This is a genomic window from Butyrivibrio sp. ob235 (assembly GCF_900109475.1).
In the GTDB taxonomy this organism is placed as follows: Bacteria; Bacillota; Clostridia; order Lachnospirales; family Lachnospiraceae; genus Butyrivibrio.
The window spans coordinates 21,309-36,048 of sequence record NZ_FOBE01000027.1 but is presented as its reverse complement, the minus strand read 5'-3'; the positions used below and the strand labels follow the sequence as shown (position 1 = coordinate 36,048).

The window sequence follows — 14,740 nt, the reverse complement described above, 5'->3', positions numbered from 1 at the left end:
TATGTGCTTATGCTCTGTGAAGAACCTTTGAGAGCACCATTCCTACAGTACCTGCAAGGATGCAGCCAATGCATGCTTCCACTGTTGCCTGAACACCAACCATTGCAATTACAAATGCGAAAGGATTGGTTGCATTGTAGTTACTTACAAGACCCTGTACATAGTCTGTGTTGTAGAAGAACAGGCAGAGTGATGTCATGAAAAATACTGTGTTGAATAAGGGCATAAGTGCGCCTGTAATATAATATGATGCGTTTGTGAGTTTTCCTCTGTGGATAAGCTTGTAAATGCCGCTTACAACAGCTGCATCAAGAAATCTTGCTACTATAGCTGTGAAAAATACACCGAAGGGATTAATAGTAAAAAGTGTTGAGAGCATTCCGCTTGCACCTGTGAGTGCGCCAACAAAGCTGTTAATACCGAAAGCAAGACCGCAGATCATGCCTGCAGCAGGTCCGATAAGCATTGTTGCCAGTGCAACGGGAACGGTAACAATAGAAATCTTAAGAAGCGGTGTAGGAATTGTCCCTAAAAATGTGTTGCCCATAATAAGAACAACTGCGATCATAAGGGCAGTCTCCACCATGTAACGTGTTGCGTGACTCAGTCCGAATGACTCCTCTGCGGTCTTACGGCCAAGTGTCCTTGTGTTTTCCATATTTAATTCTCCTTTTGACAAAAAAGCTACCGTTTCGGATCATTCCGAATACAGTGCAACTGTAATATATCAGCTTGCCAGACGGATTGCAACACATATTTTTATGCCTGTTTTAAAGGCGTTTTATCCCCCATATACTGCACTGCTATCCTGTTCTCCGGATGGACATCAACCATGTATATTACTATAAGGAAAAACCACTCCAAGGGTTTCATGATAAAGTAAACGGCGTCTGCAATCCATCTGCTTTTAATAAGCCTTGCAACAGGGAATCCGTACTTATCATAAAAAGCGCGGACAGCCCTGTGAAGGTGCGGAGTTTTTTCCTCCAAAATCTGTTCGAAGGCATTGGCTATGCAAAGCTGTCTGTTTACCGTAACCTCATGTCCGTGGCGGATTCCCTTGCGGATAGGCTTTACAACCCTGCGGTGTCCTCCGGCAGCTACTGTACACAGATAATGTTCGTCGTAATAGATGTTCTGCGGCGATATTTTCGTTGAAAGATTCCACTGACTGGTCTCTGTCCAGGCTTTAATTACGGAATCCGGCGCCTGGCCGAATAAATACAGTATCGCTATCAGGATTCCGAGGAGCGGAATCATAAGGAAAATTGCGAAAAACGGCCATAAGATAACATTCTTCAGGATAGTATCAGAAGTTTTCAAAACAGGATTTTGCTCCAATTTACTTGTATCGAAACGGTTGTCATTCCATTCATAAATCTTCTCAACTATCGTGCGGGCTGTGATAAGTATACAGCAGGCAGGAAGCGGAAAGAGATACACATCCATCTCGTCACCAACACCGAATACCTGCACAGTCAGGATGATAAGCTGAATTATACCAAGGTACATGGCAGCCATTGACAATACCGCAACAAGGGGCGGTAATTCGTTAAGAGGCGTATATTGAAGGATAATATAGCCCAAAATTGCAAGAAGAAAAATAATCATAACGGTTGCTACTGCGCCTGTATAAATAGGTGTATGACGCTGAGCGTTGTAAAGTTGCTCCGGCCAATCATACCAGGTTGCATTTTTTATCTCCCCTATATAGAGCCACTCGTAAGTTGGCCCAATGATGAGAACAAAGGCGTCAAATACCCTGGAAGCAATAATTTTCACTTTATTAATTGAAATAATAAAGCAGATAAATTCATCAATAACCAAAAATACAGGGAATATGAAAATCGGCCCTAACAGTATTCCACCTCTCCTCGCAAAAACTACTCCTATCAGCACGGGTGCAATCAGTGTTATCCATATTGAATGCTTATTAAATAAAGAAAACGGCTTATTTTCCATGACAACTCCTCCAAGTTCACTTTGGGGCTATTATCCTATTTAATGGCCCCGTCTAAATATAATACAGCTGAAAGGGCTTAAAAGTTGCATATTTTTTGAGTTTTTTTAAAAACATGTGTTATAATCTCATGCGTGGTATGAAAAATTATTAAAGGGGAACTAATAATATGAAAAGAAAAAAGCATCTTTTGGTCATCACAGTCATACTGTGTCTATTTTTTAATGCATTCGCAGGAATTACTTCCAGAGCAGAATCAGAACTCTTAACCGGAGAAGAACTCTCGCCTGAAGCGACTTTTAGTGCTGAAGATGAAGTCAGTGCCGGAAATGCGGAAGAAACACAGCAGGAATCATCAGAGGAACCAAATCCCGATGCCGATAATCCATCCGAATCCGAATCAGGTGAAACACGTATCGAAGAAAATGCTGATTCCATACCGGATGATACCGGGGTTTCGGCTGAAGACCCTGAAGCAGGGATTGAAATGCTGCTTCCTGTGGAAACCGAGGAGTTAACCGCACTTGGCAGTGCTCTTTCATCAGAGTACGACAGCTTAAATGACCTTCTTGCAGCTGATATTCCCGTGGGAACAGTTGTAAGCGTCAAAGGCTACGCTTCCGCAGGAGATGGCGGTGCTGCATCATATCAGATAACAGATAGCGCTCCGGATAAAAACATTTTTTATACAAAAATGAAGAACAAAAAATATGCACAGCTCATATTGACCGATACGATCAATGTGGCGCAGGTGGGAATTTTCCCGACTACCGACATATCGGAGCGTCTGAACTTACTTATTACATCATCGGTTGCAAGCAGCGTGGTTTCGACCATCCAGTTCAATGACGGCGTTTATACTCTTGATAAAACTATATACTTGAAATCCTTGAATTACAAAGGAACAGGGAATACCACTTTGAGTGTCAGCAAATCCTATAGATCCGGGTCCAACAGGATAATGTACACGGTTCCGGGTGAGACTAGTCCGACCTTTTCTCTTACATTTTCGGACATCAATTTTTACATGGAAACCACCAAAGATCATCCGCTCAAAGATAAACAGGTAGTCATTCTCAGCCTTTCCGAAATTGACGGTTGTAAGATCACAAACTGCAATTTCTATGCCGCTCCCGCCAAGAAAAACGGGGGATTCATGCAAGTGGATCTGGTGTGGTTCAAGCACAGCAGAAAGCTGAATGACGTTGAGGTAAGCAACTGCTCTTTCCGAAACCTTACCGGCATGGGCTATGAGGGTAACATAACAGATACTTTGGTCGGCGGTTGTCTGTGGTTCTGTGGTAAAGAAAATACGCTGGATTCAACTCTTGAGAATTTAAGTGTGCACGACTGCGATTTTGAAACTACGCTCACTGATGAAATACTGGCTTTTTGGCGCGGTAACTACAGAAATATCAGTGTATACAATTGTAACTTCAAAAACCATACTCATGACTGCCACAACATTTTTACATTATTTAATGGTTCCTTTAAGGACACCAGCATAAAGAACTGCACATTTAATCTGTCAGCAGCCTGCGTCAGAGTTTGTAAGGTTATGCGACTTGCAGGTGAAACGGAAGTTGTTTTTGACGGAATTACTTTCGATCTCGACTCCGGAGTAACTGACACAAAAAGAAATTCCAGCATTTTCTTCACAGGCCCCGATTCAGAGGAGACTACGGGTGAATATCCCGCAAATGTGACAGTTAAGAACTGCATCACTAACAGCAAAAACGGTACAGTATACAGAACCTTCCTGGATGTTCCGGAGACATCACTCAAAACCTATAATGTATCGGATTGCACACTCGAAATGCCCTTTACGACAGGTGTTCTCTCCATGAAAAAGGGCAAAAAGAACACCGTAAATATATCGTCATGTGTTATAAATACCAACGATTATCTTACAAGCTTAACTCAGACAGAGGCATGTAGGGTTTCATTTTGTAATAACACCATCAAAAACAAAATAAACGCAGGCATTTATAATTCCGCAAGCCTTTTCTACAAGTTTTCGGGCAATACCTGCACATATGCTGAAAAAGGAACCGTGTTGTCCTGTAAGAATCTATCCAAAGAGGATTTTGTAGTGCTTTACAATGAAGGCAACAACTATCCTTCCGGCACAAAAATAAATGAGTTTTATATAAACAATAAGCTCAAAGCTGATGATATCGTAGTAAGAACGCAGGATCCTGACGGCGCTGAGTTCTACACATTGACAAATACTAAGCCTGAGGATTTCGTTGCTCCTAATACAAATCAGCCCGCTCCTTCTGAGAATCCCGCAAATCAGGCTACTCCCGAAGATCCGGCAACCCAGACTGCACCCGAGGATAACGGCTCAGGTCAGACTTCCTCCGCTCAGGTGAATTCAGAGCCTGCTCAGCCCTCTGAGTTTACGGTTACAGTGGATGATATCACTTACACCATCGGAAGCGATGGAAATGCTACAGTCGATAAGATCGGCAAGAGAAAGAAGGCTTCCCTCAACAATGTTACTGTTGACGGAATCACCTATCCGGTAACCAAGATTGCAGCTAAAGCCTGCAAAGGAAACGACACGATTAAGAAGGTTGTTATCGGAAAAAATGTCAGATCTATAGGCAAGAATGCATTTAAAGGATGCTCAAACCTTAAGAAGATTACGATTAAAGCCAATAAGCATCTTAAGATCGGCGCCGGTGCATTTAAGAAGCTTCCGGAAGCTTCAAAGATAAAAATAAAAGGTGTATCCGGTAAGACAAAGAGCAGAATTACAAAGGCTGTCGCTAAGAGAACAAACGCAGAAGTGGAATAAAAGAAGTAGAAAGAACAACCCGTGTCAAAAGGCACGGGTTGTATTTTCATAGCAAATATTTAATTTACAATACTAATTCTATCTGCCTCAACATGGCAGCTGTGGCATACGACTTCCACGCCTGCCTTTTTTGCGGCTTCCAGCGCTTTTTCAAATTCAGGCTGAGTCTTGTCGTTTGGAAGCACAGTATATATGCCGTTCATTTGAATAACAAATGCTATTGTGCAATGATATCCCTTCTTTACCGCTTCTGCCAGCTCCTGAAGATGCTTGATTCCGCGCTCTGTCGGCGCATCCGGGAAATAACCCACTCCGCTTTTTTGATCATAGGAAAGTGTACAGCCCTTAACTTCCGTAAGGTATTTCTCGCCATCTTTTTCCATATAAAAATCAAATCTGGAATTCCCGTAAGTATATTCAGCTTTCACATAGTCATATCGCGGCTCAAGGTACTGCTTCATAAGCTTGTTCGGAACAAGACTGTCGACGTTAATCCACTCGAACTCCGGTCTGTAGACGGAAATCAGGTCATACTTCGTCTTCCTTCCGGGATCATCGGATTTTTGAAGCGTCACCTCGGCATTTTCCAGGAGGAGCTCTCCGAGGCGACCGGTATTCTTAACATGTACCGTCTCCCTGTGTCCATCAACCAGGACTTCTGCCGTGAAGCGGTTATTTCGTTTTATAAAAAGTGCGGACACGGTATTTTCATATATAATCATAAAATCAATTAAACTCCAAACACAGCATAGTCAGATCATCAAACTGCTCTGCTTCTCCGACAAATTCACTTATATCGGCTCTTACAGTCTTAACTATCTGCTGCGGAGAAACGTCCGGATCCTTGTTAAGTGCCTCTATCATGCGGGATGTTCCATACATCTTGTTATTTATATCTGTGGCCTCTGCCACACCGTCAGTGTACAGGAACAGCTTATCTCCGTGGCCGATTTCTATCTGATATTCTTTGTATTTGATTCCTTCCATTCCACCGATTACAAATCCGTGCTTATCCTTGAAAAGCTCGAATTTACCGTCCTTTCGCATAATGGCGGGATATTCGTGCCCGGCATTTGCACAGGAAATTATTCCAGTAGAAATCTCCAGAATACCGAACCAGACTGTGACAAACATATCCGTCTTATTGTTGCTGGTGAGGGCTTCGTTCATCTTATTCAGAGCTTCCGCGGCCGATTTTCCAAGCATAGCGCAGCTCTGAAGAATTACCTTGGAAATCATCATGTACAGTGCGGCCGGTATACCTTTACCGGAAACATCTGCCATAACCAATCCCAAATGGTCATCATCTATCAGGAAAAAGTCGTAGAAATCACCACCGACCTCCCTTGCGGGTTCCATCATTGCATAAATATCGAATTCCCTTCGGTCCGGGAAGGGCGGGAAATCATGGGGCAATATACTTGCCTGAATCTCGGTAGCAAGGGCAAGCTCTACTCCTATTCTCTCCTTCTCAGCTGTCGCCGCCTGAATATCGACAATATATTTCTTCATCCTCTCAGTCATAAACCCAAAAGATGTGGCCAGCTCCTGTATCTCATCGCCAGTGTCCTCGGTCCATTCGAAATCGAGCTGATCTCCTTCAATTGCCCGAACCTTAGCCGTAAGCTCCTCTACAGGCTTCACCAGCTGTCTGCTGAGCATATTTGAAATAACTACCGTTATTAGTGCAATGACAACAATGAAGGCAAGAACAGTGGTTAACGCCGTTCTGAGAACCTTTTGCACTTCCGTAAGTTCCATGATTCGATTAATATTCAAAGAATTCAAAAGACTTTCTTTGGGTGCAAGGACGGTGCTTTCCGGAACAATGGATATCAGTGACCATCCTACAACTTTAATGGGGGAATACGCCAGATAGCATTTTTTCCCGTTGATCTCCAATAGTTCGAGACCTCTCTCTCCGGAAATTGCTTTCTCTGAGAGCTTTTTGAGAGAGCTGTCTTTTTTCCCTTCTCCAAGAATTGTCTGTGTCTTGAGATCCCCTTCGTCTTGGGAGGAAAAGATGATCATCCCATGTTCGTCAATAATGCAGGAATTTCCCTGATCACTTATACGGGCATTCATCATTACCGATTCTATTCCCTCAAGATAAATACCTGCGCCGGCAACTCCCACAAATTCACCGTCTCTGTAGATCGGTGAACCGCACATTATTGCCAGCTTTTTGGTATCATAGTCCTCTTTTATCTCGGAAAAGCTGGTTCTCCGTGCATTTTTTGCCGCCAGGTACCAGGGCCTTTGTCTGGGGTCAAAGCTGGCATAATTGCCGTCTTTATCCCATCTCTCAGGAAGTACGGGTCCTGCAAGCAGCATTAAACCTGTCTCCGTACCTATATTGGTTGCTCCAAGTTCTGGAAATTGTCCGTACATGGCAAGAAGACTTCCCTGCATATTAGCCAAAAGGGAAATCTCTTCTTTTACGCTCGGACTGTTCGGGTCAACTTCCTCTGAAAAGAGAAACTGCCCCATGCTTTTTCCGATATCTGACTTTTCGGGTATTTTAACTACAGATGAACCGTATCTTTCAGGATGAGAGTACATATCAGTAGCGGCATCCGCCATGATGGTTACGGTTCCTGCGAAATTTTCAAGATTATCATTAACAATATAGGAACACCCACGAGTAGTGGCACTGAGCTGCTGCAAAAGCTGATCACGCATCGCCTTATCGGAGTATTCATCAACCTGATTCCCTGATTTCTCTGCGTTCTGTATCAGTATAGTTCTGACTCTGAAAATCATTTGTACTGTCAAAAGTACAACTAATGCCAATAATAATGAAGAAACTATCATCATTATTCTCATTATCTTTTTTTTCATAAAATCTTATCTCCCCCCAAGAAGTCAGACTTTCTTATATAATCCGAATATTGTCCTATTGTAGCTTCCCAGCTCCTTTGTAGCCGCTGCAAGATCCTTGGTGACAGCTGTCAGGTCTTTCTGGGTGGAAAGCAGCACTTCCTGCGTCTTTTTAAGCTCAGTCTGCATGGATTCAAGCTGATCGTGCTCCTTATCCGCAAGCAGTAAAAGAGCCTGTGAACGTGCGCGGTCCTCAAGCAGCGTTGAATTCTGCTTCGTCATATCCTGAAGCTCCTTCTGAAGCAAAATAATAGCATCCTTAAGGCGCTCTTTCTCCTCGCGAACCTTCTCCAGCTCCTGCTTCATATCATTATTATCATATTTTACAACGACATTTCTCTTTAGCCTGTGCTGATCAAGAAAATCACAGGCAAACTCATCAAGAACTTTGCGTTTGTCCTCGGTCTTGATATGTCCCTTAAGCTCTTCCTTATATCTGGTGGTCTGAACGCGAACAGTCTCGTAGCTCACGGATCTGCTCTCGGCGTATTCTTTTAAAGTCATCATTTTTAAAATCTCCCCCACACAATATTGGAACAAGTTGTTCAAGTATATTGTGTGTATTTTTTATTTTTCCACTACTTATAGTAGTAGACTATGCAATTATATCAATCAAAACGGTGTCCTTTCAAGAGTTTGAAGGCCTATTTCTATAGCGGATTTACAAAATAAAAGAGCCCCTTCGCCGCCCCGATATTGAGCCGGCAAAGGAACTCCTCGTAATATATATATAACCATAGGTGAAGCAAATTTAATCAGGCATTTTTCTCGCTTTTTTCCTGATTGTCTACTGTAGAAAAAGCTGTATCAATGGTGGATTTCATATCCACATAAAGTGTATTCTTTTTACCACGAATAAGTCTTAAGCCCAAAACAATAATAACAACTGCAATTATTAATCTGGGAAGTGAATATACACAACCGGCCACAGCGTCATATATGAAATTCAGCCCGGTCATATCCGCCAGAGCTTCAACACCACTTAAAATAGGCTCAACAACTATATTCCAGATTATGGAAACGCCTGCAATTATCAGTACCCATGCGGATATTTTCTTCGCTGTTTCGGATTTTAAGTTTATTCCTTTTCCATCAAAGAATTCATTCCAGAAATAATCATCCTGCAGTCCCGCAAATACATCAATTCTGCAGGTAGCCATATTTCTTGCATGGAAAAAGCTGTAAAACCACAGTACAATCGGTATCATCATGAAGGCATCGCTAAGCCCGAGAAATGCAATCAGACCCATCAGTCCGAAAAAAGCTCCCATAAGACTGATTCCCATTTTCATGAAACCCATATACATCTCTGCCGCACCGGGCACAAATGCAAATATAAAATTAAAAAATCCTCTTTTCTGCGCTCTCATAATTAATTCTCCTTATCTGTCGAACTGTTTAAAGTTCCTATTTCAAAATGATTACTTCCGATAGATTCACTTAGCGTGTGATTTCCCAAAAAATCCGAGACATACGTTGTTGTTTCTCTGGGAACTGTCTGTCCAACCGCAGCTTGTGCCTTCCATGCATTATAGTCGTCGTTTGCTGAAAGGAACGGTGAAACGATCAAAAATAGAATTGCAGCAGCCATCGCCAGACAAACTTGAAATCGGAACCTTGAAAACTGTTTCTTTCTCTCTTCAAAAGAAATGACCGTTGATTTTGTCTCCGCCTCTTGGATTCTCTTTAGAACCTCTGCTTCAAAACTGATAGGAGCTTCAAGCAGTCCTGACTCTTCGGTGGAATCAATGAGCTTTTGCAGTTCATCGTCGCTTAAATATTTAAATTCATCATTCATGCTTCCAGCCACTCCTTTCTATAGGATTTTTTCAGCATTTCCTTTGCCCTGAAAATTCTTGTCTGTATAGTCTTAAGATTGTCGCCTTTTTCTTCCGCAATCTCTTTTGCTGTACGCCCTTCAATAAAATGTTGCATCGCTATGTCGCTGTAGGCTTCCGGAAGCTCCTCACAACATTTTGAAAAGCTGTTCATAACATCTTCTGCTTCATATATATCCGCCGGATTGTTGCTGGCTGTCATCCCCATTACCGCGGCGCCTTCTGCAGGCTCCGGCATCTCATCCTCTGCCGTGGGAAGCGTCTTTGCGGCTGAACTTCTGAGGTAATCAGTGCACTTGTTTGCCGCAATTCTGCAGAGCCAAGCCTTTTCATTATTTCCATCGAACTGATCCATGTGCATATATGCCGAGAGGAAGGTCTCCTGTGCAATATCCTCCGCGGTGAAGTAATTGCCGGTCATCCTAAGGCAGATGGAAAAAACAAGGTTCTTGTACTCACTCATCCAACGTATTAAGTTTTCATTCGCCTCTATTTTTCCCACCTCCTTTCAGCTTTTTCCTGCTCTCATTACATATAACGAGTGTAACACAGATAAGTCTTCATAATTTTCTAAGAAAATATTTTTGTCTTATGCAAAATATTAACAAATGCAGATATCAGCATAATTGAATAGATAATCCAGATTAGTGACATCATCAGATTTCCCTGTCCATTAATCAGGCGAATGATATTTAAAATCAATTGGATTAGCGGAAATATCACCATGATAATCACAATTCCAACCGCCAAAAGACGCCTGCAGAGCGCATTTTTCATTAGATTGAAAAATATGGGATATCCAACGAGAGACTCAAATCCGGAATTCAGGCTGATCTCATCAAGAACAGGCAGAATGTCGGGGAATCTCTGTCCCCGGCTCTCTGCCTCTGCAACATATGAAATATATTTATCGGTATCGCTCTCTTCGTAGCCATCTTCGAGCATCTTTTTGCACAGTTGTATTGACCCTTCAACTTTAAGTCTGTCCTCTTCGAGTCTCTGCATCTGTAATCCCAAGAGTTCCCCGATATCCTGCTCATTATCGAGCATTTTCCTGATATCCTCCACCGGCATATCTATTTTTCTGAAAAGAACGATCTTTTTTAATCTTTCTATATCTTCGGGTGTATAGTCCCGATAGTTGCTGTCTTCTCCCCTTTCAGGATTTATGAGCCCCTTTCTCTCATAAAACCTGACGCTGCTTACATCAAGCCCAGCGGCGCTTGCAGCTTCACTTATTTTCATACCTGATCCTCACGCAATATTCTGATCCTTTAATGTTTTTCTGGCGGTTTCCACCACTTCCTTCGGAAAATCATAGCATGAAAGCAGATCAATTGCATTAGTGCCTTCGCCAAATCCTGATTTTATCCTGTAATCGAAGTGGATTCCTTTGTCGGTAAGCCTGCTGTCAAAATGGTAGCCCTCGTATTCATCACTAAGTCTCTCTGCAAGCTCACTGTCATGTGTTGATACGATAACCATTCCGCTTTTTTTACATAAATAGCGAAGTACGGCCTCTGATGCGGCAAGTCGCTCTTTGTTATTCGTCCCTTTCAGGATTTCATCTATAAAATACAGAACGCATCCCTTTTTCTGCGATTCATCCAACATTCTTTTAAGGTATTTCACTTCTCTTACATAGTAGCTTTCTCCGGTGGTAACATCATCACGAACAGCCATTGAGGTCATAACGGTGCTTTTGGGAAACTCCGCTCTCGCACCGCAGCAGGTGAATATTGACTGGGCAAGAATTGCATTGACTGCAAGTGCCTTCATAAAGGTACTCTTACCCGAAGCATTTGCTCCCATTATCATGGAGCCGCTGTGTAAGCTTACGTCATTGGGGACGGCATTCTCTATAAGAGGATGATAAATATCATCTGCTATAATTGTGCCGGTATCTATAAAGTTCGGATAACAGTGTATCGGAAGACTTTTCCTGAAGGATGCCACCGATATCCCGGAATCTACCGCTCCGGCGAAGGCATAGAGGTCCATCACTGCCTTCTCGTTCCCTCTGATGGTTCTCACAATCTTATTAAAAGAGACCAGGTCAAACAGAGTAATTCCCATAATATACATCGCCAGTGCTCCCTGCGGATCCACTGTCGCATAATTTCTTTTTGAAATCAGCGATCCCGACATCCTCCTGATAGAGTGAAGCCTACTAATATCCTCTCTTATGACCTCATTTCCCGGGAAATCCGGAGTACATTTACAATTCAAAAGCTTTTCACATACATTGATAAGACTGCAGATTCCGTACAAGCAATCCATCATATGCTCAGACTGAGATTTTTCCCTCATATATATGAACATATTTATGCCGGCAACTCCTAAAAATGCCAGCATAAATTCACTACTATGCAGTACAATTCCCAAAATTAAAAACAAAAATAACAATGCCTGCAAGATGCGATATGCCCATGCAAATTTGAATTCATAACCTGCCAAAATATGTATAAGCTGTGGCATATAATAACAATCGTTTCTTTTACCGAGTCCCATTAGAAGCTCTTCCGCTTTTACTCTTTCTGTCTCGTTGTTTTCATAGAAACTGACCGTATCCCCAAAGCCTTCAGCCTCCTCCGCATCAGTACAATGCAGTCTGTGGTGCAAAACCTGCTCCCCGACGTAGGATCTTGTGTGATTTATCCTGAAAAAAACGTCATCCATCTCAAGGTCATTCCAGGTAATATCATCAACAGTGCCTTCCCCCACCTCGTCATGGTACTTGGCAATTAGTTTGATTCTATCCTTTCTCATATAGTGATAAGAATCGTGAAGAGGGTTTCTTCCGAACTGCTTTTTAATTAATTCCTGCTGTTTTCTTTTGTTTATGAACATGACTTTTTCCTCCTGATATGCGAAAAATACACCCTTCACCAAGTGCAGAGTCAACAAAATCCTGAAAAAAATTTAAAAATTACAGTTATTATTTTATGAATAAGATTTTGGGGGCAAAAAGAAGGCTCCGATGATTCATTCATCAGAGCCTCAGTTAGATTTGTAAAAATCTCATGTTTTTATCAGCACATCAGTATTACAATTTTATGCTGTGAAGTTGATTGAGTCGATTATGCTTGCCAGTGCATCGGATACTTCCATATCCAAAAACTCATTGCCACTCTTGTGCTCGGTGCATTCAAACATAAGTGTTCCACCCATGTAATCTCTTACAATTGCTGTCATGTAGAGTCCTGAGCCCTCTTCTGTAATAGGAAGCGTTACCCAATAGCCTGTGACATCGTCTGTGCCGGGGAAATTTCCTTCAGATACTGTTGCGTCTGCGCCCCATGTCTTAGCAAGGTCTTCAGCGGTTTCTTTTGCATTCTTTTCCACAGAGTAAGTAGCAGTAATCATGTTTGTTCCGGCACTGACTCCGGTGTATATGAAAGTGGTTACAGGGCCGCCGCCATTTACTTCGAAGGAAGCGGGATCATACTTTACGCTCCAGCCGTTTGCATCATTATAAACATAGTCATTATCGATTGCCTTACCTACATAATTCTCTGCATCAAAGCTTTCAGGATCAACATCTGCCTGAGGTACAAATACAAGCTCTAAGCCGTCATCATAGTGACCTTTTACTGCGCCGTTCTCAACAGCGTCTACTGTGAAGATCTCTTCTCCCATTGCATCCATTCCACCAAAGGAGAACTTTACGATACCGCCTTCCTGCTCGCAGCAGAAGGGTAATCCGATGCCTTCATGCTCTCCGTCTGCTGTATAACCTGCTCCCTCATCATCAAAAACGTAGAAATATGTAAGATCGGGATCCTCAGCTTCTTCTGCATAATTTACATACACACCTCTTTCGAAGTACGGTGCCTCGAGCTCTGTGCTGCTCACCGCTATAACTTCCTTTGTATCTTCCTCTGAATCAGTCACTGCAACTGTATCTTCTGTAGCAGTCTCATCACCACCTATACCAACAAAAGCTGCATCTGCGCTTCCACATCCTGCAAGTATAAAGAGTGCCATTGCTGTTCCAAATGTTACTGACAATACCATTTCTACAAGATTCCTTTTCATTTCTATTTCCTCCGTATGAGATATTTAGCTGTTCTATGTCGTTTTCGTTGTTTTCTTTATCTGTAACACATCTTATCAGGAGAAATATCACACAATTATCACAGCACTTTTCATTCTGCAAAAAATACCACGTAAAGGCATGAAATGAGGGACATTTGTAGCACATTATTTGGTAATATATGTATTGATTACTTATATTAATACGTTATAAAAAATATAAGAGTTCTAAAACTGTGATGTTTTAGAACTCTTATTTTTTCATTATATATAGCGCTGACAGTGCAGTCTTATATCAGATTTCTGAAGAATGCTGTCTCATCGTCATTGCACTGTGTTGCTTCCGGAAGCCTCATATTGCAGTGGAATACATGTCCAAGTTCTCCATTGGGACTTGTATAGTACTTGCAAGTAAAAGGCACGGAATTATTTATCATAACAGCTGCCATCTTGGGAAGCTCATTATTTAAGAAGTCTCCTGTTGCAGACATAAGGAATGACGGAGGATACGCATTTGTTATATATTTTCCCGCATTCATAACATCAAGATCTTCCTCTGTTACCCTCTTACCGAAAAGATCATCCATGAGATTTCCCATGTTTTCATCTGTTTCGCTTACAGATTTAATCTCAAATGCTGCACAGTTAAATGCAATACCCTTGAAATTAAACTTATCGGATACTGTAAAGTCGAATTTCTTCGAATATTCCTTATTTGTAAGGAAAGCAGCTGTTATGCCTATAAGCGTACCGCCTGCTGAATCGCCTACACCAAAAACATTGTTAAGATCAAATCCGTATTTATCCTCGTTCTCTACAATCCAGTTTGCAACTGCGCAAGTATCCTCCAGACTTGAAGGGAATGTGTATTCCGGTGCAAGTCTATATGAATAACAAACTACTGCGAAACCTCTCTGGCAAAGAGATGCAGAATAGTATTTGTAAACTTCCTTATCCCCATATACCCAGCCACCGCCGTGAATAACTACAATCACGGGGAGTTTTTTATCTTCCGGAACATCTGCCGGTCTGTATACATCAAGCATCTGCCACTTGGGATGTTCACCCTTATCACCGTATGTGATATCAGTATATCTTTTTACATCGGAAGGAATTTCAAGTCCTTCATCTCTTATGGCATCGCCTTTAGCAAAATTTGTTCTAATAAATTCGCTTGCTTTTGACATTTCTTTACCTCTTATGATACTAAAATTCTAATTTCTT

At 42.0% G+C, this 14,740-nt stretch carries 13 protein-coding genes; 1 reads left to right on the top strand and 12 read right to left on the bottom strand.

Annotated features, from left to right (window positions below; translation table 11 throughout):
• Positions 1-7: 7 nt before the first annotated feature.
• Entirely contained in the window at positions 8-658 is a 651-nt protein-coding gene (locus BMW61_RS16300) for an ECF transporter S component (protein WP_091824028.1), read from the bottom strand.
• Between the two features lie 101 nt (positions 659-759).
• Complete coding sequence (locus BMW61_RS16295; RefSeq protein WP_091824026.1) at positions 760-1,962, bottom strand: DUF6688 domain-containing protein; 1,203 nt, start codon at positions 1,960-1,962, stop codon at positions 760-762.
• Positions 1,963-2,129: 167 nt separating this feature from the next.
• Between BMW61_RS16295 and BMW61_RS22590 the strand changes: the two genes are divergently transcribed.
• A complete protein-coding gene (locus tag BMW61_RS22590) occupies positions 2,130-4,763 on the top strand; it encodes a leucine-rich repeat protein (RefSeq protein WP_242876778.1) in 2,634 nt (877 codons plus the stop codon).
• A gap of 59 nt (positions 4,764-4,822) precedes the next feature.
• On the opposite strand, the gene sfsA is transcribed toward BMW61_RS22590, so the two are convergent.
• The 10 genes from sfsA to BMW61_RS16240 form a co-directional block, all read right to left on the bottom strand.
• Positions 4,823-5,485, bottom strand: coding sequence for a DNA/RNA nuclease SfsA (sfsA, locus tag BMW61_RS16285; RefSeq protein ID WP_022762958.1), 663 nt, complete (start codon positions 5,483-5,485; stop codon positions 4,823-4,825).
• Between the two features lie 4 nt (positions 5,486-5,489).
• Positions 5,490-7,604, bottom strand: coding sequence for a SpoIIE family protein phosphatase (locus tag BMW61_RS16280; RefSeq protein ID WP_091824023.1), 2,115 nt, complete (start codon positions 7,602-7,604; stop codon positions 5,490-5,492).
• Positions 7,605-7,628: 24 nt separating this feature from the next.
• On the bottom strand, positions 7,629-8,150 hold the full coding sequence (locus tag BMW61_RS16275) for a hypothetical protein (RefSeq protein ID WP_091824020.1): 522 nt from the start codon (positions 8,148-8,150) through the stop codon (positions 7,629-7,631).
• A gap of 248 nt (positions 8,151-8,398) precedes the next feature.
• Complete coding sequence (locus BMW61_RS16270; protein ID WP_091824018.1) at positions 8,399-9,013, bottom strand: hypothetical protein; 615 nt, start codon at positions 9,011-9,013, stop codon at positions 8,399-8,401.
• A gap of 2 nt (positions 9,014-9,015) precedes the next feature.
• Positions 9,016-9,441 carry a hypothetical protein gene (locus BMW61_RS16265; RefSeq protein ID WP_026498239.1) on the bottom strand — a complete coding sequence of 142 codons (426 nt, stop codon included), beginning with the start codon at positions 9,439-9,441 and terminating at the stop codon, positions 9,016-9,018.
• Positions 9,438-9,983 carry an RNA polymerase sigma factor gene (locus BMW61_RS16260; protein ID WP_022762963.1) on the bottom strand — a complete coding sequence of 182 codons (546 nt, stop codon included), beginning with the start codon at positions 9,981-9,983 and terminating at the stop codon, positions 9,438-9,440. Before BMW61_RS16260 ends, BMW61_RS16265 begins: the two co-directional genes overlap by 4 nt.
• A gap of 68 nt (positions 9,984-10,051) precedes the next feature.
• Positions 10,052-10,726: a MerR family transcriptional regulator gene (locus tag BMW61_RS16255; protein ID WP_022762964.1), complete on the bottom strand. Its 675-nt coding sequence runs from the start codon at positions 10,724-10,726 to the stop codon at positions 10,052-10,054.
• A 9-nt stretch (positions 10,727-10,735) separates the two neighbouring features.
• The gene (locus BMW61_RS16250; RefSeq protein WP_091824015.1) at positions 10,736-12,331 is read right to left on the bottom strand and encodes a MutS-related protein; all 1,596 of its coding nucleotides are present in this window, start codon (positions 12,329-12,331) and stop codon (positions 10,736-10,738) included.
• 204 nt (positions 12,332-12,535) lie between these two features.
• A complete protein-coding gene (locus BMW61_RS16245; RefSeq protein WP_091824012.1) occupies positions 12,536-13,519 on the bottom strand; it encodes a hypothetical protein in 984 nt (327 codons plus the stop codon).
• Positions 13,520-13,806: 287 nt separating this feature from the next.
• On the bottom strand, positions 13,807-14,703 hold the full coding sequence (locus tag BMW61_RS16240) for an alpha/beta hydrolase (protein ID WP_091824009.1): 897 nt from the start codon (positions 14,701-14,703) through the stop codon (positions 13,807-13,809).
• Between the last annotated feature and the right edge of the window lie 37 nt (positions 14,704-14,740).